This window comes from Sphingomonas sp. GC_Shp_3 (assembly GCF_026540945.1).
In the GTDB taxonomy this organism is placed as follows: Bacteria; Pseudomonadota; Alphaproteobacteria; order Sphingomonadales; family Sphingomonadaceae; genus Sphingomonas.
Window position 1 is genome coordinate 655,117 of sequence record NZ_JALNUT010000002.1, and the last position, 19,914, is coordinate 675,030.

At 66.3% G+C, this 19,914-nt stretch carries 18 protein-coding genes; 2 read left to right on the forward strand and 16 right to left on the reverse strand.

Features of this window, described 5'->3' with window-relative positions:
• Positions 1-90 precede the first annotated feature (90 nt).
• The 5 genes from infB to rimP are packed head-to-tail and all read right to left on the reverse strand — an operon-like array spanning position 91 to position 6,143.
• The gene (gene infB, locus OXR00_RS08860; RefSeq protein ID WP_267387872.1) at positions 91-2,880 is read right to left on the reverse strand and encodes a translation initiation factor IF-2; all 2,790 of its coding nucleotides are present in this window, start codon (positions 2,878-2,880) and stop codon (positions 91-93) included.
• Positions 2,881-3,684 carry a DUF448 domain-containing protein gene (locus OXR00_RS08865; RefSeq protein WP_267387873.1) on the reverse strand — a complete coding sequence of 268 codons (804 nt, stop codon included), beginning with the start codon at positions 3,682-3,684 and terminating at the stop codon, positions 2,881-2,883. It lies immediately after the preceding gene.
• Complete coding sequence (locus OXR00_RS08870) at positions 3,665-3,910, reverse strand: 4-oxalocrotonate tautomerase family protein (RefSeq protein ID WP_242147915.1); 246 nt, start codon at positions 3,908-3,910, stop codon at positions 3,665-3,667. The genes OXR00_RS08865 and OXR00_RS08870 overlap by 20 nt, the downstream gene beginning before the upstream one ends.
• A 5-nt stretch (positions 3,911-3,915) precedes the next feature.
• Positions 3,916-5,529 (reverse strand): transcription termination factor NusA, encoded by a 1,614-nt coding sequence (gene nusA, locus OXR00_RS08875; RefSeq protein ID WP_267387875.1) that lies wholly within the window; start codon positions 5,527-5,529, stop codon positions 3,916-3,918.
• On the reverse strand, positions 5,529-6,143 hold the full coding sequence (gene rimP / locus OXR00_RS08880; protein ID WP_267387877.1) for a ribosome maturation protein RimP: 615 nt from the start codon (positions 6,141-6,143) through the stop codon (positions 5,529-5,531). Before rimP ends, nusA begins: the two co-directional genes overlap by 1 nt.
• Positions 6,144-6,308: 165 nt before the next feature.
• Between rimP and OXR00_RS08885 the strand changes: the two genes are divergently transcribed.
• A complete protein-coding gene (locus OXR00_RS08885; protein WP_267387879.1) occupies positions 6,309-7,514 on the forward strand; it encodes a PQQ-dependent sugar dehydrogenase in 1,206 nt (401 codons plus the stop codon).
• A gap of 96 nt (positions 7,515-7,610) precedes the next feature.
• On the opposite strand, the gene OXR00_RS08890 is transcribed toward OXR00_RS08885, so the two are convergent.
• The 5 genes from OXR00_RS08890 to rpiA form a co-directional block, all read right to left on the reverse strand.
• Entirely contained in the window at positions 7,611-8,426 is an 816-nt protein-coding gene (locus OXR00_RS08890) for a Cof-type HAD-IIB family hydrolase (protein ID WP_267387881.1), read from the reverse strand.
• Positions 8,423-9,406, reverse strand: coding sequence for a phosphogluconate dehydrogenase (NAD(+)-dependent, decarboxylating) (gnd, locus tag OXR00_RS08895; protein WP_267387883.1), 984 nt, complete (start codon positions 9,404-9,406; stop codon positions 8,423-8,425). The genes OXR00_RS08890 and gnd overlap by 4 nt, the downstream gene beginning before the upstream one ends.
• A 94-nt stretch (positions 9,407-9,500) precedes the next feature.
• On the reverse strand, positions 9,501-10,625 hold the full coding sequence (gene tal, locus OXR00_RS08900; protein WP_267387884.1) for a transaldolase: 1,125 nt from the start codon (positions 10,623-10,625) through the stop codon (positions 9,501-9,503).
• Complete coding sequence (tkt, locus tag OXR00_RS08905; RefSeq protein ID WP_267387885.1) at positions 10,625-12,712, reverse strand: transketolase; 2,088 nt, start codon at positions 12,710-12,712, stop codon at positions 10,625-10,627. Before tkt ends, tal begins: the two co-directional genes overlap by 1 nt.
• A 108-nt stretch (positions 12,713-12,820) precedes the next feature.
• Positions 12,821-13,501 carry a ribose-5-phosphate isomerase RpiA gene (gene rpiA, locus OXR00_RS08910; protein WP_267387886.1) on the reverse strand — a complete coding sequence of 227 codons (681 nt, stop codon included), beginning with the start codon at positions 13,499-13,501 and terminating at the stop codon, positions 12,821-12,823.
• A 125-nt stretch (positions 13,502-13,626) separates the two neighbouring features.
• On the opposite strand from rpiA, the gene OXR00_RS08915 reads away from it, so the two are divergent.
• Positions 13,627-14,256 (forward strand): DedA family protein, encoded by a 630-nt coding sequence (locus OXR00_RS08915; RefSeq protein ID WP_267387887.1) that lies wholly within the window; start codon positions 13,627-13,629, stop codon positions 14,254-14,256.
• On the opposite strand, the gene OXR00_RS08920 is transcribed toward OXR00_RS08915, so the two are convergent.
• The 6 genes from OXR00_RS08920 to OXR00_RS08945 all read right to left on the reverse strand — a co-directional run bounded on the left by OXR00_RS08920 (position 14,253) and on the right by OXR00_RS08945 (position 19,910).
• On the reverse strand, positions 14,253-15,713 hold the full coding sequence (locus OXR00_RS08920) for a hypothetical protein (RefSeq protein ID WP_267387928.1): 1,461 nt from the start codon (positions 15,711-15,713) through the stop codon (positions 14,253-14,255). The two genes, OXR00_RS08915 and OXR00_RS08920, sit on opposite strands and share 4 nt — an antisense overlap.
• A 150-nt stretch (positions 15,714-15,863) precedes the next feature.
• A complete protein-coding gene (locus OXR00_RS08925; RefSeq protein ID WP_267387889.1) occupies positions 15,864-16,277 on the reverse strand; it encodes a hypothetical protein in 414 nt (137 codons plus the stop codon).
• Positions 16,278-16,306: 29 nt separating this feature from the next.
• Complete coding sequence (locus tag OXR00_RS08930; protein WP_242147936.1) at positions 16,307-16,840, reverse strand: demethoxyubiquinone hydroxylase family protein; 534 nt, start codon at positions 16,838-16,840, stop codon at positions 16,307-16,309.
• Positions 16,837-17,322, reverse strand: a complete 486-nt coding sequence (locus OXR00_RS08935) for a disulfide bond formation protein B (RefSeq protein WP_267387890.1) — start codon at positions 17,320-17,322, stop codon at positions 16,837-16,839. Before OXR00_RS08935 ends, OXR00_RS08930 begins: the two co-directional genes overlap by 4 nt.
• Before the next feature lie 7 nt (positions 17,323-17,329).
• Complete coding sequence (locus OXR00_RS08940; RefSeq protein ID WP_267387891.1) at positions 17,330-18,670, reverse strand: S41 family peptidase; 1,341 nt, start codon at positions 18,668-18,670, stop codon at positions 17,330-17,332.
• A 124-nt stretch (positions 18,671-18,794) separates the two neighbouring features.
• Positions 18,795-19,910 carry a peptidoglycan DD-metalloendopeptidase family protein gene (locus OXR00_RS08945; RefSeq protein WP_267387929.1) on the reverse strand — a complete coding sequence of 372 codons (1,116 nt, stop codon included), beginning with the start codon at positions 19,908-19,910 and terminating at the stop codon, positions 18,795-18,797.
• Between the last annotated feature and the right edge of the window lie 4 nt (positions 19,911-19,914).

Sequence of the window (19,914 nt, forward strand, 5' to 3'; positions counted from 1 at the left end):
CCGTTCAGCCTTGCCGTTGCAATGCGACCACCGCACCAACGCGCGCCGATGCAGGCGAACGGCGCATTACCCGCCCCTCGCCCGCGTCGATCACAGCGTGCGTTCGCGCAGTTCGACCTCGAAGGTTTCGAGGAAGTCACCCGCCTTGATGTCGACGAAGTTCGACGTGAACGTCACACCGCATTCCAGACCAGCCCGGACTTCGGCAACGTCATCCTTGAACCGGCGCAGCGAAGCGATTTCGCCCTGGTAGATGATGACGTCGTTGCGCGTGATGCGTGCCTTGAGCGCCTTGCGGATGTTGCCCTCGGTAACGAGCAGACCCGCCGCCTTGCCGTGCTTGCCGGCGGAGAACACGTCGCGGATTTCGGCGCGGCCGACCACCGTCTCGAACGCCTCCGGCCCAAGCTCGCCCGCCATGCCCGCGCGGATCTCGTCGATCAGGTCGTAGATCACGTCATAGTATTTAAACGCGACCTTCTGACGCTCGGCGATCTCTCGCGCCTTGGCATTCGGGCGGACGTTGAAGCCGATGATCGGCGCCCCCGAAGCCCCGGCCAGCGTCACGTCGCTTTCGGTGATGCCACCGACGCCCGAGTGCAGCACCCGTGCCTTGATGTCATCGGTCGAGATCTTGTTGATCGACGACACGATCGCCTCGACCGAACCTTGCGTGTCGGCCTTGACGACGAGCGGATATTCGATCGCCTGCTTGTCCTTCAGCGCGGAGAACATGCTCTCCAGGCTTGCCGGGGTCGACGTGGTACGCTTGTTGGTGATGACGCTCTGACGATATTCGGCGACTTCACGGGCACGCGCCTCGTTCTCCACCACCGACAGCAGATCGCCCGCGCGTGGAACGCCCGACAGGCCGAGCACCTCGACCGGCATCGACGGACCGGCTTCCTTGATCTGCTGGCCCTTGTCGTTGGTCATCGCCCGGACCTTGCCGCTCTCAGCGCCGACGACGAACACGTCGCCGACCTTGAGCGTGCCCCGGCTGACGAGGATCGTCGCGACCGGACCCCGACCCTTGTCGAGCTTCGCCTCGATCACCGCGCCCTCGGCCATACGGTCGGGGTTGGCGCGGAGTTCGAGCAGTTCGGCCTGAAGCTGGATCTTCTCGATCAGCGTATCGAGCCCGGTCTTCTTCATCGCCGACACTTCGACGTCCTGCACGTCGCCCGACATCTCCTCAACGACAACTTCGTACTGAAGCAACGCCTCGCGGACCTTCTGCGGGTTGGCCTCGTGCTTGTCGACCTTGTTGATCGCCACGATCATCGGCACGCCGGCCGCCTTGGTGTGGTTGATCGCCTCCACCGTCTGCGGCTTGATGCTGTCGTCCGCCGCGACCACGAGCACGACGATGTCGGTCACGTTGGCGCCACGTGCGCGCATTTCGCTGAACGCTTCATGGCCCGGCGTATCAAGGAACGTCACCTTCGACTTGTCCTTGAGCGTCACCTGGTACGCACCGATGTGCTGGGTGATGCCGCCAGCTTCGCCGCGCACCACGTCCGTGCCGCGCAGCGCGTCGAGCAGGCTGGTCTTGCCGTGATCGACATGGCCCATGATCGTGACGACCGGCGGACGCGCCTTCAGCGTCGCCTCTGCATCGCCCTCGGTCTCGATCGCGAGATCGATATCCGAATCGCTCACACGCACGATATTGTGGCCGAACTCGGTGACGAGCAGCTCGGCGGTATCCTGGTCGATCGTCTGCGTCATCGTGACGGGCATGCCCATCTTGAACAGCGTCTTGACCAGATCCGCGCCCTTCTCGGCCATACGGTTGGCGAGTTCCTGCACGGTGATCGTCTCGGGCACCTGCACGTCGCGGACCTGCTTGGCCTGCGCCTCGCGCGGGCCGCCCATGCGGCGATGCTCCTTCTCGCGCGCACGCTTCAGCGCGGCGAGGCTGCGGGCACGCGCGCCGTCACCATCGCCAAGCGCGCGGTTGACGGTGAGCTTGCCGGCGGTGCGGCGATCGTCACCCTTGCGGTCACGCTGCGTCGGACGCGGCGGTTCGCTGCCCGGGCGCTTCGGCGCAAGACCACCCGATGGCGTAGCAGCGGTCGTATTCGTGCTGGCCGGCGTGGCTGCTGCGGCGGCGGGCGGCGGCGCGGGTGCCGGGGCCGGACGCGGCCGCTCGGGGCGCGGCACCGGCGTGAACAGACGCGGCGCGGGCAGGCTCGAATCGAGCGTGATCGTCAACGGCGGCGGCGGAGCAGGCGGTGCCGGCGGCGCGACGGGCGCACGTACCGGAGCCTTCGCCTGTACGGGGGCAGGCGCCACAGCGGGTGCTGGCGTCGGCGCAGATACCGGTTCCGGTGCAGCAGGCGCCTCGACGACCGGCGCAGCGGCGGGCGCCGGTGCCTCGACGACCGGCTCCGGCTTAGGCGCCGGAGCAGGCTCGGGGGCGGGTGCAGGCGCTTCGGCGGCGCGGGCGCGCTCCTCGGCGCGGCGGCGCTCCTCGTCGATCGCGTCGAGGCGGATGCGCTCGTCACGGCGGCGATTTTCTTCAAGCGCGGTCATCCGCGCCTCTTCCGCCTCGCGCAGAAGCTTCGCCTGAAGCTCCTGCCGCGACAGCAGCGAATTGGCTGGCGATACCGGGCTGGTACGCGGCTCGGGCGCGCGCGCCTGCGGTGCAGGCGTGCTCGGCGCCGGAGCAGGCGGCGTGGCGGGTGCCGGCGCGGCGGCAGCCGGCTCGGGCTCACCCGGGCGGCGCAACGTGCGCGCACGCTTCACCTCGACCACGACGTTGTTCGAACGCCCATGGCTGAAGCTCTGCTTGACCACGCCAGTTTCGACGGTACGCTTCACCCCAAGAGGTTGGCGCATGCCGAGTTTCGGCTTTTCGTTATCCGTATCGCTCACTCAAATTCCTCGTAACGTCGTATCGGCATCGGGCTCCGGCCCGGAAATCTCTGCCTCGGCGTCGTGTTGCGACGCCGATGCGCCCTGCGAGGCCGTTTCGCAAGACGAGAGGATGGGGTCGGGTCCGAGAAAATGCAGCCAGCGGTGGAGCGCTTCTTCCACGCGCGCAGCGGCATTACGCTCCGTCAGGCCGATATGTACCACATTCTGCCGTCCCAGCGCCACGGCCAATATGGTGCGCGGCACCGGCAAAACCAAGCCCCTGAGATCGGAGCCTTCGGCATCGCGCCCGACGCGCCATGCCTGGTCGAGCTTGCGGTTTCCGTCGGCGCCGGCATCGCAGGCGTGGAGCAGCAGGTGAAGCTGGCCGGAACGCGCCGCCGTCTCGATCTTTTCCGAACCGGTAAGCAACGTGCCCGATCGCGACTCCAGCCCAAGCCGGTCGAGCGCGGCGCGCTCCAGCGCATCGGCGAGTCGCTCCGGCAGGTCGTCGGGGATCGCGATCGGTCCGGTCTTGAAGGCGCGCGCGAGCGCACCCTTCAACTTGCCCTTTTTGATCGCCGTCTCAAGCTCGGCGCGCGTCACGCCGACCCAAGCGCCCCGCCCCGGCGCCTTGGCACGCACATCGGGCAGCACCGCGCCATCCGGAGACAGCGCCAGCCTAACCAACGCCTCACGCGGCGCCCGGTCCCCGGTCAGAATGCATTTCCGCACGGGCTCATCGGCGGCAGACGCGGTTCCGCGTTTGCCCCGACGATCCGATGATGTTGGCGAGCCTAGCGCCTCATCGTGGGGATTCCGCATGCGCGTCCTCCTGCACTGGCTTGGGCACACTCTGGCCCGCGTCCCGGTCGGCGATCAACTGACCGCCGGCCCCGTAGTTCTCGGTCGAGACTTCCTCGATCACCACTTGTACCGCCGCCGCCGGCTTGCCGAGCCGCGCGACGAGGCTGGCGGTGACGTCGGCAACGACGCCCGCCTTCTGCTCGCGCGTGGCGGACCCGGCCAATCGGATGCTGACGAACGGCACGGCGCTTACGCTTCCTCGCTCGTGGCGTCCGCCGCAGGCTCATCATCGAACCAGTGCGCGCGGGCGGCCATGATGATCTCGTTGCCCTGCTCGTCCGACAGACCATATTCGCCGAGCACGCCGGCACGATCCTCGCTGCGGGTTTCGCGCTTGGGCGCGTCCTCATTGCGGCGGCGCTGTTCCTGACGCTTCTTCTGCACCAGTTCGTCCGTCGCGAGATCGGCGAGATCGTCGAGCGTCTTGATGCCCGCCTTGCCGAGCGTGACGAGCATCGCCTCGGTCAGATACGGCATCGTCGCGAGAGCGTCCTCGACGCCGAGTTCACGGCGCAGCGTCCGGTTGGCTTCCTCACGGCGCTCGAGCGCCTCGGTCGCGCGGCTCTGCAGCTCGGCGGCGAGATCTTCGTCGAAGCCCTCGATCGCGGCGATTTCGTCCGCCTCGACATAAGCGACTTCCTCAAGATTGGTGAAACCCTCCGCGACCAGCAACTGCGCGAGCGTCTCGTCGACGTCGAGCTCACCCTGGAACATCTCGGTCCGCTCGGTGAATTCCTTCTGGCGCTTCTCGGATGCGTCCTGCTCGGTCAGAATGTCGATCGCCTTGGCGGTCAACTGCGAGGCGAGCCGCACGTTCTGGCCGCGACGGCCGATCGCCAGCGACAGCTGATCGTCGGGCACGACCACCTCGATCCGCTCCTCTTCCTCGTCGATCACCACGCGGCTGACCGATGCCGGCTGCAGCGCGTTGACGACGAAGGTGGCGATATCGGGCGACCACGGGATGATATCGATCTTCTCGCCCTGCATCTCCTGCACGACGGCCTGCACGCGGCTGCCCTTCATGCCGACGCACGCGCCGACCGGGTCGATGCTCGAATCGTGGCTGATGACGCCGATCTTCGCGCGCGACCCCGGATCACGCGCGGCTGCCTTGATCTCGATGATGCCGTCATAGATTTCCGGCACTTCCTGCGCGAACAGCTTCTTCATGAAGTCGGGATGCGCGCGGCTCAGGAAGATCTGCGGCCCGCGGTTCTCACGGCGCACGTTGAGGATCAGCGAACGGATGCGGTCGTTGACGCGCACCACTTCGCGCGGAATCTGCTGGTCGCGGCGGATCACGCCTTCCGCCCGGCCGAGATCGACCACGACGTGACCGAACTCGACACGCTTCACCACACCGGTGATGATCTCGCCCTGACGATCTTTGAACTCTTCGAACTGGCGATCACGCTCAGCATCGCGGACCTTCTGGAAGATCACCTGCTTGGCGGCCTGCGCGGCGATGCGGCCGAACTCGATGGGGGGCAGCGGATCGACGATATAGTCGCCGATCTCAGCACCCTTCTGGAGCTTCTCGGCTTCCTTGAGGTTCACCTGCTTGAAGAAATCGTCGACCGCCTCGACCACTTCGACCACGCGCCACAGCCGCAGGTCGCCGCTGTTGGGGTCGAGCTTGGCGCGAATGTCGTTCTCGGCGCCGTAGCGCGCGCGGGCGGCGCGCTGGATTGCATCTTCCATCGCCTCGATGACGATGCCCTTGTCGATCATCTTCTCGCTGGCGACCGAGTTCGCGATCGCGATCAGCTCGGCCTTGTTGGCGGAAACGGCGGTGGCCATCAGTTCAGTCCCTTATCCTTGGCGCTCTCCAGCGCCGCATCTTCGCCAGATACGTCTTCGTCCGAATCGTCTTCGAGCACTTCTTCCTCGTCGGCGCCTTCCATCGAAAGCGGCCGGGTCGCAGCGAGCAGCCGGTCGGTGAACACCAGCTTGGCGTCACCCACATCGGCGAAACCGATCGTCATGTCGCCCTGCTTGCGCACCTCGATGGTGATGCGATCGCCATCGACGCCCTTGATCGGACCGGTGATCTGCTTGCGACCCTCGACCGGCTGCGCCAGCACGATACGCGCGTCATGCCCGGCCCAGTCGGTGAAATCCTGCAACCGCGTCAGCGGGCGGTCAATGCCGGGCGACGATACTTCGAGGCGATATTCCTCGTTGATCAGGTCGCGGCCTTCCGCTTCCAGCTCGTCCATCCGCTCCGAGATGCGACGCGACAGTTCGGCGCAATCGTCGATCGTCAGCTGGCGCGTATCGGGGCGTTCGGCCATCACCTGCAGCGTCAGGTCGCCCGAACCGCCGAACAGCTTCACGCGCACCAGGTCGAACCCAAGCGCCTTCGCCTCGGGTTCGATCAATGCGGTCAGCTTGGCCCGATCGGGGTCCGCCATCTTTGCTCCAAACAAGCAGGGTTGCCGCCGGAACCGGGTGGCTCCGACCTCTTCACCATAACGATGTAGAGAATATGGCATGGATATAGGCCGAAAGCCGCACGCTGGCAAGCATATCCGCATTTGGCGCTTGGCAGGTGCGGCCATGACGCTAGGATCGCTCGCATGATCCGCCTCGCCCCCGCGTTGCTGCTCGCCCTCGTGGCCTGCACCCCTCCCTCCGCCAACGCAGGAGGGAACAGCACCGGCGTCGCGTCCACCCAGTCCGGGCCGCCGTTCACGGCGACAAAACAGGGCCAGTTCGACTCGCCCTTCGCGATGGCGTTCCTGCCGGATGGCAGCCTGCTCGTCACCGAGAAGGCCGGCAAGCTGAAGCTGCGCGACCCGAGCGGCCACATCCGCGACGTAGCCGGCGTGCCTAAGGTGGCCGACGTCGAACAAGGCGGATTGCTTGGCGTGGCGCTCGCGCCCGATTTCGCGTCGAGCCACGCGCTCTACCTCACCTATTCCGAAAACCGCCCGAACGGCGTCGGACTTGCGCTTGCCCGCGCCACGCTGGTGGGTACGCAGTTGCAGGGCTTAAACGTCATCTGGCGGTCGGGGTCGAACGGCAAGGGCGGGCAGTTCGGCGCGGTGATCGCCTTCGCGCCCGATGGCAAGTCGCTGTTCCTGTCCTCGGGCGAGCGCCAGCGCTTCACGCCAGCGCAGGATATCAACCAGAAGCTCGGCAAGATCCTCCACCTAACGCTCGATGGCAAACCCGCACCGGGCAACCCCTTCGCGCAGCAGGTCGGCACGCCGACCGTCACCGTGTTCGATCCGCCCGACAACACGGGCGCCGCGTTAAAGGAGAAAGGCACGCAGCAGGCTGTCGAGGGCACGAACACCGCTCCGGCGGAAATCTGGAGCATGGGCCACCGCAACCCTTACGGTCTCGCGTTCGATACAGGTGGCCGCCTATGGGAGATCGAGATGGGGCCGAAGGGTGGCGACGAACTGAACGTCATCCTGCCGGGCAAGAACTACGGTTGGCCCAAGGCGTCGAACGGCAGCAATTACGACGGCACCGATATTCCGGATCACAAGCCCGGCGACGGCTTCGAGCCACCCAAGACGTTCTGGAACCCGTCGATCTCGCCCGGCGGGTTGATGATCTATTCGGGCGACCTGTTCCCGCAGTGGAAGGGTTCGGCGTTCATCGCCGCGCTGTCGGGCGAGGCGCTGATCCGCGTAAAACTTGACGGCGACAAGGCGACCAAGGCCGACCAGTGGCCGATGAACACGCGCATTCGTGACGTAGTGCAAGGCCCCGACGGCGCGATCTGGCTGCTGCAGGACGACGGCGCGCTGATGAAACTAACGCCACGCTGACCGCGCTATCGGGGGTATCCCCATCACGGCGTGATGCTCCGATGCCAGCACTTCCCCACCGGCAACGGTGGGGAAGTGCTGAAAATCCGGAGTATGTCAGGCTAGGATGATCGAATCGATCGCCTGCGCTACACCGTCCGCATCGTTCGCGCCGGTGACGTGCTGCGCCTTCGCCTTCACGCCGTCCGGCGCCTGCCCCATCGCGATCGACACCGCCGCACGCGCAAACATCGGCAAGTCGTTGAACTGATCGCCGATCACCGCGACCTGGTCGAGCGGCACGCCGAAGCTCTCCGCCAGTGCGACAATCCCGTCGCCCTTGTTGGCGGACGTCGCGGTCACATCGAGATAATAGGTCTGCGACTGACCGATCGTCGCCTGATCGCCATACGCCGCCTGCGCCTTCTCCAGCAGCCCGGCGAGCACCGGCGGATCATCGCTGACGAAGGTGATCTTGTCGGCATGGTCGTACCATTCCGAAAAATCCTCCACCACGACCGGCGCCTGATCCGACGACACCCGCTCGCTGGCGAAATGCGGGCCTTCCTCGGCAAGCGCGAACCAGCGATCGTCCGCGAACAGCCACGGCGCCACCTCAAGCCCCTTGGCCATTTCGAAGATGCCCTTCACCACGGTGGGCGGGATGCGGTGCTGGCTCAGCACCGTGCCGTCGCGCTTGAAGATCGTGCCGCCGTTGAACGCGCCGATCGGCACGTCCAGCTTCAGCGTCTCGACGATCGGCATCACCCCCGAACGCGGCCGCGCGGAGATCACGGTGAAGCCGATCCCCGCCGCCTTCAGCCGCGCCACCGCCGCGATCGTACCGGGCGTAAGCTGCTTCTTCTTGTCGACCAGCGTGCCGTCGAGATCGGAGATGAACAGCCGGATACCGCCCTTAGCACCAGCGCTCATTGCGGCATTTCAACGTGGCCGCCGAACCCGAAGCGCATCGCCGACAGCAGCTTGTCGCCAAAGGTATGCTCGACCCGGCTGCGATAGCGCGCATACAGCGCGGCGGTGAGGACGTTGGCCGGCACCTTCTCCTCCATCGCCGCGTCGATCGTCCACTGGCCCTCGCCCGAGTCGGCGACGTTGCCGGAGAACTGCTCGAGCATCTGATCCTTGGCCAGGCCGATCGCGGTGAGGTCGAGCAGCCACGACGAGATGACGCTGCCACGCCGCCATACTTCGGCGATGTCGGTCAGGTTGAGATCGAACCGCTCGTCCTCGGCGACGTGCTCAGACGCCTTGCCTTTCAGGATATCGAAGCCCTCGGCATAGGCCTGCATCAGGCCATACTCGATGCCGTTGTGCACCATCTTGACGAAGTGGCCCGCACCCGCCGGACCGGCGTGGATGTAGCCCAGCTCCGCACGCGAATCCATGCCACCGCCATCGCGGCCGGGCGTGCGCGGGATCGTGCCGAGACCGGGGGCGAGCGCCTCCAGGATCGGGTCGAGCGTCTTGATCGTCGCGTCGTCGCCGCCGACCATCATGCAATAGCCGCGCTCCAAGCCCCATACGCCGCCCGACGTGCCGACATCGACGTAATGAACCTGCTTCTCCGCCAGCATCTTGGAACGGCGGATATCGTCCTTGTAGAAACTGTTGCCGCCGTCGATGATGATCCCGCCCGGGCCGCACTGCTCGCCGATCGCGGCAACGGTCTGCTCGGTCGGATCCCCTGCGGGCAGCATTACCCAGTAGATTGCCGGATCGGCGAGCTTGCCCTGCATGTCCGCGAGCGAGGACGCGCCCACCGCGCCATCGCCAACCAGCGCGGCCACCGCCTTCTCGTCCCGGTCGAACACCACCGTCTCGTGGCCCGCGCGCATCAGCCGCCGCGCGATGTTGCCGCCCATCCGGCCAAGGCCGATGATACCGATCTTCATGTCATTCCTCCAACGCGCTGCGGCCCGAGCGACGTCGAGGGGCCGGTAACTGGCTCAGGTGTCTCGACATCGCCGACACGAAACGGGCGAACGGTCAGGCGGTTGCAGGCCGCTTCGCGGCAATCGCGCCGAGCAGATCGTCGAACGCCTTGGAGAAGGATGCGACCGCCTCCTCGACCAGAACATCGGTCACGCCGTCGAGGTCGAGGCCGAGCCGCTCCGTCTCCGATAGCACATGCCGCGCCTCGGCAATGCCCTCGCCCAGCGTGTTGCCGGGCGTGCCGTGGTCGCGGAACGCGTCCATCGTCTTGGGCGGCACGGTGTTGACGGTGTCTGGCCCGATCAGCTCGTCCAGATACAGCGTGTCGCGATAATCCGGGTTCTTCACGCCGGTCGACGCCCACAGCAGCCGCTGGACCTGCGCGCCCTTGGCGGCAAGCGCCTGCCAGCGTGCGCTCTTGGAAAACTCCAGGAACCAGTCATAGGCGAGCTTGGCATTGGCGATCGCGACCTTGCCGCGGATCGCCTTCAGCGCCTCGCTCTCGGGGTCCCCGTCCTTGACGCGCGCGTCGATCTTGTCGTCGATCTTGCTGTCAATCCGGCTGACGAAGAAGCTCGCCACACTGGCGATCCGGTCGATCGGTTCACCGCGCGCGACACGCTGCTCCAGCCCCTCGACATAGGCGAGCGCGACCGCCTGATAGGCCGAGTTCGAGAACAGCAATGTCACGTTGACGTTGATGCCTGCCGCGATCGTCGCCGCAATCGCGGGCACGCCGGCGGGGGTGCCGGGGATCTTGATCATCAGGTTGGAACGGTCGACCGCGTCCCACAGCTTCTGCGCCTCGGCGATGGTCGCGTCGGTATCGTTGGCGAGATACGGCGACACTTCGAGGCTGACATAGCCGTCCTTCGCATCGAGCTTCTCGTATACCGGCGCCAACGTCTCGGCCGCGGCCTTGATGTCCTGGATCGCGAGATACTCGTAGCGGTCCATCGTCGCCGCGCCGGGATGCTCCTTGTCATAGCCGGCGAGCGTCTCGTCATAGGCGTCGCCGTGGCCCATCGCCTTTTCGAAGATCGACGGGTTCGAGGTCACGCCCGTCAGGCCGTCCTCATCGACCAGTTTCTGAAGGCCGCCGGCCTCCAGAAACTTGCGATCGACGAAATCGAGCCAGAGCGCCTGACCGTGGCTGGTGAGATCCTTGAGGAGACTCATTATGCATCCTTTCCGAGCAATTCACGCGACACCTTGACGACGTTGTCGACGGTGAAGCCGTATTTGTCCTGCAATTTGGCAAGCGGCGCCGATGCACCGAACGTCGACATGGTGATTGTCGCGCCATCAAGGCCGACATAGCGATCCCAGCCGATCTCCCCGCCCTGTTCGATCGCGAGGCGCGCGCGCACGCCCTTGGGCAGCACGCTCTCCTTATAGGCAGCGTCCTGCATCTCGTAACGGTGCCAGCTCGGCAGCGAGACGACACGCGATGCGACACCCTGCTCGACCAGCTTATCGTGCGCGGCGATGGCGAGGCTCAGCTCGCTGCCGGTGGCGATCAGGATCAGCTCGGGATCGCCTTCCGAATCGGCGATCACATAACCGCCCTTCATCAGCCCCTCGGCCGACGCATATTTGCTGCGATCAAGCGTCGGCAGGGCCTGACGCGACAGCACCAGCGCGGTCGGGTTGTTGCCGGACTCCAGCGCAGCCTTCCACGCTACCGACACCTCATTGGCATCGCCCGGTCGGATTGTGTCGAGCCCCGGCGTTGCGCGCAGCATGGCGAGATGCTCGATCGGCTGATGGGTCGGACCGTCCTCGCCGACGCCGATCGAATCGTGCGTGAACACCCACACCACACCCAGTTCCATGATCGCGGAGAGGCGGATCGGCGCGCGCATGTAATCAGTGAAGACAAAGAACGTCGAACCGTAAGCACGCAGGTACGACAGTGCCATGCCGTTCACCACGCCGCCCATGCCGTGCTCACGCACGCCAAAGTGGAAGTTGCTGCCGGCGTAATTATCCGCCTCGAACGAGGCCATGCCCTTGATGTCGGTCTTGGTCGACGGCGAAAGATCGGCGGCACCGCCGACTAGCCACGGGATCTCCTTGGCAAGCGCGTTGAGCACCTTGCCACCCGAATCGCGGCTGGCGAGGCCTTTGGGATCCGCGTCGAACGTGGGCAGCGCCGCCTCCCAACCCTTGGGCAGCTTGCTCGCGAACAGATCGTCGAGTTCGGCGGCGAGTTCGGGATGCGCGTCGTGATATTTCGCGAAGTTCGCCTGCCACGCCTCGCGCAGCGGCACACCGCGATCAGTCATCGCCTTCTTGAAATGCTCGGCCACGCCATCCGGCACGAGGAACTTGGCATCCTCCGGCCAGCCATAGGCCTGCTTGGTGAGGCGGATGTTCTCCTCGCCGAGCGGCTCGCCATGCGCCTTCTCGCTGCCGGCGCGCGGGCTACCCCAGCCGATGATCGAATGGACGACGATGAAGGTCGGCTTGTCGGTGGTGGCGCGGAACGTGTCGAACGCGGCGCTGAGCGCTGCCGTGTCGTTGGCGTCGTTCACATGGATGACGTTCCAGCCATACGCCTCGAAGCGCTTGCCCACGTCCTCGTCGAACGCGAGCGCGGTGTCGCCCTCGATCGAGATGTGGTTGCTGTCGTAGATCCAGCACAGGTTGGAGAGCTTGAGATGCCCGGCGAGCGACGCAGCCTCCGACGACACGCCTTCCATCATGCAACCGTCGCCGGCGAGCGCGTAGACGTCATGGTCGAACAGCGTGAAGCCCGGCTTGTTGTAGCGCGCCGCCAGCCAGCGCTCGGCGATCGCCATGCCGACCGCGTTGCTCACGCCTGCGCCGAGCGGGCCGGTGGTGGTCTCGACGCCGGTCGTGTGGCGATATTCCGGGTGGCCCGGCGTCTTGGACGACAGCTGACGGAAACCCTTGAGGTCGTCGAGGCTGAGCGCGGGCTTGCCGCTCTTCTTGCCGTCCTTGTCGATCTCCTCGATGCCGGCGAGGTGGATCAGCGAATACAGCAGCATCGAGGCATGGCCGACCGACAGCACGAAGCGGTCGCGGTTCGGCCAATCGGGCGTCGCCGGATCGTAGCGCAGGAACTTGGTCCAAAGCGTGTGGCCGACCGGGGCCAGTGCCATCGGCGTGCCGGGGTGGCCCGAATTGGCGGCCTGCACGGCATCCATCGACAGCGTGCGGATCGTGTCGATCGCCAACCGCTCGGGCGAGCCGTCCTCATGCAGGCCGGGCGTGGTGCTGATGGTCGGGGCGTCGGACATGAAATAAGGCCTTTCTTCTCGTCGACGGCTAACGCCACCGCGCTGATGTAGTTGCGTGGCACCCGTCCTAAAATACCAGGAAACGATGCAGCTGCGTCACGATCTTCTTTATACGGGACGGTCGACGCGTGTCACCTGCCCGTGCTCTGCGATGATAGCGCTACCAACTTCCCGAAGGAAGAGGCCGTGGCCAAGCCCCCCGGGTATTGCCGACAGAGCGGCGTCAAGGGCCTGCGGGTCCGCAATCGCGCCGAAGTGGCAATCGAGGACGAGATTGCCTTGATCGGTGCGATACGGCAGCTCGGCGCCGCCACGCAGCACCACCTCCGCGCCGAGATTACCCAACATACGGCGCACGAAACGGTAGGCGAACGGCAACACCTCGACCGGCAGCTTGGCCGCGCCGATCCGGTCGACGCGCTTGGACCCGTCGGCAATCACGATCATCCGCGCCGCCGACGCCGCGACGATCTTCTCGCGCAGCATCGCCCCGCCCGCGCCCTTGATCGCATAAAGCCGGTCGTCGATCTCGTCCGCGCCATCGATGACGAGATCGACCGCCGCGACATCGGCGAAGTCGAGCACCTTGATGCCGACCTCGCGCGCCAGATCGGCGCTCCGCTGCGAGGTTGCGACCGCGCGGATCTTCAACCCGGATCGCACGCGCTCGCCCAACCGCGCGATCAGGAACGCGGCGGTCGATCCGGTGCCGAGGCCGACGAGCATCCCGTCTGCCACGTCCTCAGCCGCGGCATGAGCGGCGGCGCGTTTGTCGTCATCGGCGGTCATCGCGGCCTTTCCGAAGTTCATGCCTTATAGAAATAGGGCGACAGCCACCGCTTTTCCATGCGTAGCATCGTATTTGCCTGCTTTTGCTCTGGTGATTTGCGGCCAGTTCAGGGCAGAGCGCACGGATGATCGAAAAGATACTGAGTGTCCTCGCCGGCATCATCATCCACATCATCTCCAGCGGCGGCTATCTCGGCATCGCTTTTCTGATGGCGATCGAATCGGCGTGCATCCCGCTGCCGTCGGAGATCATCATGCCATTTGCGGGGTATCTCGTGTGGAAGGGCGAGCTTCACCTGCTGCTGGTGGCAACCGCCGGCGCGATCGGCTGCAATCTCGGCTCGATCGTCGCCTACGAGGTCGGCAAGCGCGGCGGTCGCCCGCTCGCGGAACGCTGGGGCCGCTATGTGCTGGTCGGGCCGGGCGAACTCGATACCGCCGACCGTTTCTTCGCCCGCTTCGGTGGCCCGGCCGTGCTGATCGCGCGGTTGCTGCCGCTGATCCGCTCGTTCATCGCCTTCCCCGCCGGCGTGGCGCGGATGCCGCTGGTGCCGTTCCACCTGTACACGTTCCTCGGCTCGTGGCCGTGGTGCTTCGCGCTGGCGTGGCTCGGTATGACGCTCGGCGAAAAATGGGATAGCGATCCGCGCGTAAAGGCTGCCTTCCACAGCGCGGACGTGGCGATCGCGGGCATGTTGCTGGTCGCGGTGGCGTTCTTCGTCTGGCACCGCATGCACGGCATGAAGAAGCGCTAGGCCGATCGCACCCGCCGCTCCGCCGTGCGCGTCCACACCAGCATCAGCACCAGCAGCGGCACCGCGACGTCGATGTACAGGAACAATCCGCGCCACGCCGACCAGCCGAAGAAATCGTTCGGGATCGTGCTGAGGTTTCCTGGCAAAAACATCGCCTTGATGGTGCGTTGCCAAAGCGGATTGGCGTAGGCCTCCGATCCAAACACGTCGGTGGAGGCGATCATCAGGTTGATCGCGACCGAGACCGTCAGCAGCGCCACCAGCACGATGCGCCGCCCCGGCCGCTCCCACTGCCGCCACAGCACCGCAAGCCCGAGCGCCAGGAATGGGATCGCCGGCACCGAGTGGCGCGGGCCGATCGAGGCACCGCCGTCCCAATAGATGTAGGAAGCGTTGACGGTCAGCACGATGGCGATCACCACTGCCGCCGCGATGCCGATGTCGCGAGTTTCGCGGGCGCGGACCATCCTTATCAATCCGAACGCACCCAACAATATGACCGGCGACACCCACACCAAGCCGCGTCGCACCCCGAACAGGATGCCGAACAACGCGGCGGGCTTTGGATAGGTCAGGCCGAACAGCCCTTGCTGCATGCCGTTGAAGCCGACGACGCCCTGATATCCGAGCCGAAACAGCGTGCCGAACGCGAACAGGTTATAGGCTAACAGCGGCAAGAGCGCCGCTACGCCGCCACACAGCGCGATCCCGAGGATGCTACGGCGCGCACTCCAGGCGACCTCGCGCGTCCGCCAGATCGCCCACCCGCCGAGCGCCACGCCGCCAAGCGCCGCCGGAAACTCGATCACCACCGCCCAGCCGAGCGCCAGCCCCGCCATCACCGGATAGCGCCAGCGCGTGAGGTCGCGCGGGCTGCTGGTCCCACGCCAGATCGCCCAGGTCGCGATCAGCAGCAGTGCGGCGACGGGCGCGTGGCCGAGCATCGTCGTCGACCAGCCCCACACGATCGAGCCGAGCGCATAGGCCAGCGCCGCGTACAGCCCCGCCGCCGGGCTGCCGGTCACGCCGGTCGCCATGTCGAGCAGCAGCACGCTGGCAAAGGCGGTGAGGATCGCCGCCCCTACTGCCACCGCCACGCGAAGCCGCAGCCGCATGAAGCTGGCGAGCCGCGGGTTGGTCGCGTCGATCACCTGATCGCTCGATCGCACGCCGGTGAGCTTTTCCAGCCCCCAGACCGCCGGCACCGCCATCAGCGTCATGCCCGGCGCCTTGTCCATGTAATAATGGTCGCCGAACTGCGCCTTGTCGATCGTCAGCGACTGGTACCGATCGATCTTCGCCTCGCCGCGCTCTGCGATGGCGAAGGCGGCGAACAGACGCGTCGCATTGTTGGGGTTCAGTTCCCACGATCCGAACCACACGCAGGAAAACCACACCAGCGCGAACAGCGCCAGCGCGACGCCGTGTGGCCCGCGCACCATCGTCTTACCCTGCATCACCCGAACAGTCTGCGATCGAGCGACCGCGTTGACGACAGCTGCACAGCTGTCGCGACCACAAGCCCCGTCTCACAAGCCTCCCCGGCAAGCGGTGCCGGCCGACACGCGGCCGCTGTCGTTCCCGTCATAGCGCCCCCGGCCGTGACTTTACTGATCGATCGTAGATTGCAGCACGCGCTGGTCCTTGGCGCGTTCCTTGTTGGTGGCACGGTTGATCTCCGACTGTTGCAGGAAGCAGCCGGTCGCGCCGCCCGCGCCGACGTTGCTGCAACTGCCGATCCCGGTATCGGCGACATGATCGTTGGCGACGACCTTGGCCGCCCAGCTTTCGTTCTCCGGCGTCACTTTGAATTCGCGCAGTTCCTTGGGAATGCGGAATTGCTCGCTCGCCGGCCGGCGAACGCAGACGACCACCTCGTTGCCGTCGGTATCGGTCGGGCATTTCTGCTCGCCGTAGATCACCAGCGTCGGCACCTGCTTGCCCTGCGCCATCACCGGGGCCGGCAGCAGCGCAGCCGCCGCGCCGAGCGCCATGAAGACCTGCGAAACCTGCTTCCTCATTGCCTTACTCCTGTCCCGGCCAAGCCGGTTCAAATGCGTTTCGCCGCCTCGATCACGACGCGGCAGCCGAGCCGGATCGCGCCGCTGAGCAGCAGGTAGCCGGGTGCCGATTCCGCCCCCGATGCCATCGCGGTCTCGCGATGCTCGACCTCCTCGGCCTGGAAATCGAGGATCGCTGCCGACAGTTCCGGATCGCTATCGCCAAGCGCGACGAGCTGGTCCTCGTAATGTTTGTCGATCTCGGTCTCGACCGCGGCGGTGCACGCCATCGCCGCCTCGGGGCCGAGCGCCGCGGTGCCGGCGCCCAGCAGGAAGCCCGCGACGTTCCAGAACGGTTGCAGCAGCGTGGGGCGGACGCGACGCTCCGCCATCATCGCGTCGAAGAACGCGCGGTGGCGCTCCTCCTGCCCTGCCATCCCGGCGATCGCGCGCGCGGCGGGGGTGCGATCGCCCATAATCGCGAGTTGCCCGGCGTAGATGCGGGTCGCGCCATATTCGCCGGCCTGATCGACCCGCACCATCGAGCGCGTATCGCGCCGCGCGTCACCCGGTTTCCAGCTCATCGGCGTCCCTTCGGCAGCAGCGCCAGTACGATCACCCCGGCGGGGATCGAGATCAGCGCGTTGAACCCGGCGAGCGAAATGCCGAACAACGTCCACTGCGGCACGTCGCAGCGCACCACCGGCGCCTTCATGATGCGGGCAAGCATGTCGCTCGCCGAGCCGCCATGCCCGCTCATGGTCGAGCTGCACGCGGTGATACCTTCCCACCAGTGATATTCGACACCCGCGTGATAGACGCCGATCAGTCCGCTGACGATGATCGATACGCCCGCGAACGCGATCAGCGCCTTGCGGAAGCGCCGGTCCGGAAAGACGAACGCGACCAGCGCGAGCAGAATCGCGACGATATGCGGATAGCGCTGCCACCAGCACATCTCACACGGATACAGCCCGCCGATATACTGGAAGCCGAGTGCGCCGCCGAACAGCGCGAGCGGAACGATCAGCGCAATCCAGCGCGCGAGGTGGGTCTGGTTGGTCATGTGCCCCTCAACGCTTCGCAGCGACTTGCGCTGCCGGGCCGAGCCGCGCGAGCGTCTTTATCGCATAATCGAGCTGGAAATCGTCGATCCCCTTCGCCTTCAACTGCTCGGGGGTGGCGGAGAAGCGCGGATCGGGCTTGCTGTCCGACTCGATAACCGAATCGTCGTTCTTGATCTCGTTGATGAGATGGCGGCGCAGATCGTCCTCGCGGAACACGGGACGCTTCTTGTAATCGGCGTCGGAAATCTGCGGCACGAGCACGTCCGGCTCGATCCCGCCCTCCTGCACCGATCGGTCCGACGGCGTGTAATAGCGCGAGGTGGTGAGCCGCAGCGCGGCGTTGTCGCCGAGGTCGATCACGGTCTGCACCGAACCCTTGCCGAACGACCGCTCCCCCATGATGAGCGCGCGGTGATGATCCTGCAAAGCGCCCGCGACGATCTCGGACGCGGAGGCGGTGCCGGCGTTGCTCAGCACGATCACCGGCAGGCCGTGCGACGGATCGCCCTTGAAGTAGCTCTCCGCATAGAAGGTCTCGACGTCCGAGCGGTCGCGCCCGCGCTGCGAAACGATCACCCCCGATGACAGGAAATTGTCGGCGACCGCGATCGCCTCGTCGCGAAGACCACCGCCATTGTCACGCAGATCGACGACATAGCCGGTCGGGAGATGCCCGAGCTGCTTGTCGATACCCCGGATCGCCGCATTCACTGCGTCGCCGGTATGTTCGGAGAAGGTGTTGATGTTGATGATGCCGACATTGCCCTTCACCGACCATTTGACCGGCTTCTGCACGATCTGCTCGCGCACCATCGTCTTGACGAGCGGATCGGACACGCCGGGGCGCTGCAGCGTCAGCGTGATCTTGCTTCCGGGCTTGCCCCGCATCTGCTGGATCGCCTCGTCCAGCGTCATGCCGAAGATCAGCTTGCCGTCGATATGCGTGATGTAATCGCCCGACTTGATCCCAGCGCGCCAGCCCGGCGTATCCTCCTGCGGGGCGATCACCTTGACCGCGCCGTCCTCCATCGTGACGGTGAGGCCGAGGCCGCCGTAGCTGCCGCTGGTCTGAATGCGGAGGTTGTCGTAATCCAACCCCGTTTCGTAGCTGCTGTGCGGATCGAGTGCGGCGAGCATCCCGTCGATCGCGCCCTTTACCAGCGTCTTGTCATCGACCTTGTCGACATATTCGGCCTTCACGCGGTTGAACACGTCCATGAAGATCGCGATTTCTTTGTAGGTGCCGGTATCGACCGCCGCCATCGCACCGGTGCCGATCGGCACGATCGCGAGGACGGCCGCGATTGCGGTGGCTTGAAGCAGGGCACGCGGAAACAGACGGGACATCAGGCAGGCAATTCCATCGGTCGCAAAGGGGCTACCGCCCACCGTAGCGGGATTCCCAGCGCGATCATAGCGCGCTCGCGGCTGAACGCCGGGTGAGCGAGCGTTGCGTTCGCGACGCCGATGCTCACCCGATCAGCGGCACCATATCGACCGGGCGATCGCGACGGCGCAGTTCGATCGTGACTTGCGGATCGTCGCGCTTCGCCGCCACGCCGATCGCAGCACCTTGCGGAACTTGCGCGCCGACCGCGACCGACGCCGCGCCGAGGCCGGTGACGAGGGTGGTCCAGCCGCCGCCGTGATCGAGAATGACGATCGTGCCGTAGCTGCGGAAAGGCCCCGCATAGGCGACGCGGCCCGCCGCCGGTGCGACGACGCTGGCGCCGGATGCGACCGCGAACGTCAGCCCGCGCGAGCGCACACCGGCGTCCGACAGTTCACCAAGGCCGGTCACCACCTTTCCCGCGACCGGCAACTTGTATGGCGGCGATGCGGCGGACCAGACCGGCGCGTCAAGCGCGGAGGCAACTTCGCCGGGCCGTGGCGGGCGCGGCAGCGGGCCGGGCAGCGCGGCCAGGCTCGCACGGGTAGTCGCCGCGTCGCCGAGCTTGCTCATCAGATCGACGATGTCGCGCGCCTGCTCGCCGAGTGCGATGGCGCGGTCCGATTCGAACAGCGCATCACGGCCGAGCGCCTGCGATTTTAGGCGGTGCTCCGCCTCCAATCGGGTGAGCGCAAGGCGCTGCGTCTCGAGTCGGGTACGGCTTTCGGCGAGGGCGGTGGCGGCGAGTGCGGCGCTGGCCTGAAGCGCGCGGGTGCGGTCGAGATCGGTGCGGAGCGCGGCGGTGCGGGCGCGCACCACCGGCATTGCGCTCGCCAGCACCGCGCGGACATGGACGAGATCGTCGACCGAGCCGGGCTGTACGAGGCTGATCATCGCCGGGCGGGCGGCAAGCGATTGCAACGCCGCGATCAGCCGCGCGATCGGCCCCTGCTGCACCGCGAGGCGCGCGCGCTGGTCCGCGAGCAGCCGAGCGGTGATCGCGGCGCGCGCCTGCCCGGCTGCGATGTCGGCCTGCGCCTGCTGGACGCGCGCGGCCACCGCCGCCTCCTGCGCGCTGGCCTGCGCGGCCTCGTCCTTTTCGTGGGCGGCGCGCGCCTCCAGCGCGGCCGAGCGTGCGGCGGCGGCGGCGGACTGCGCCTTGGCCTCCTCAAGCCGGCGAACCTGATCGGCGGGCACTGTC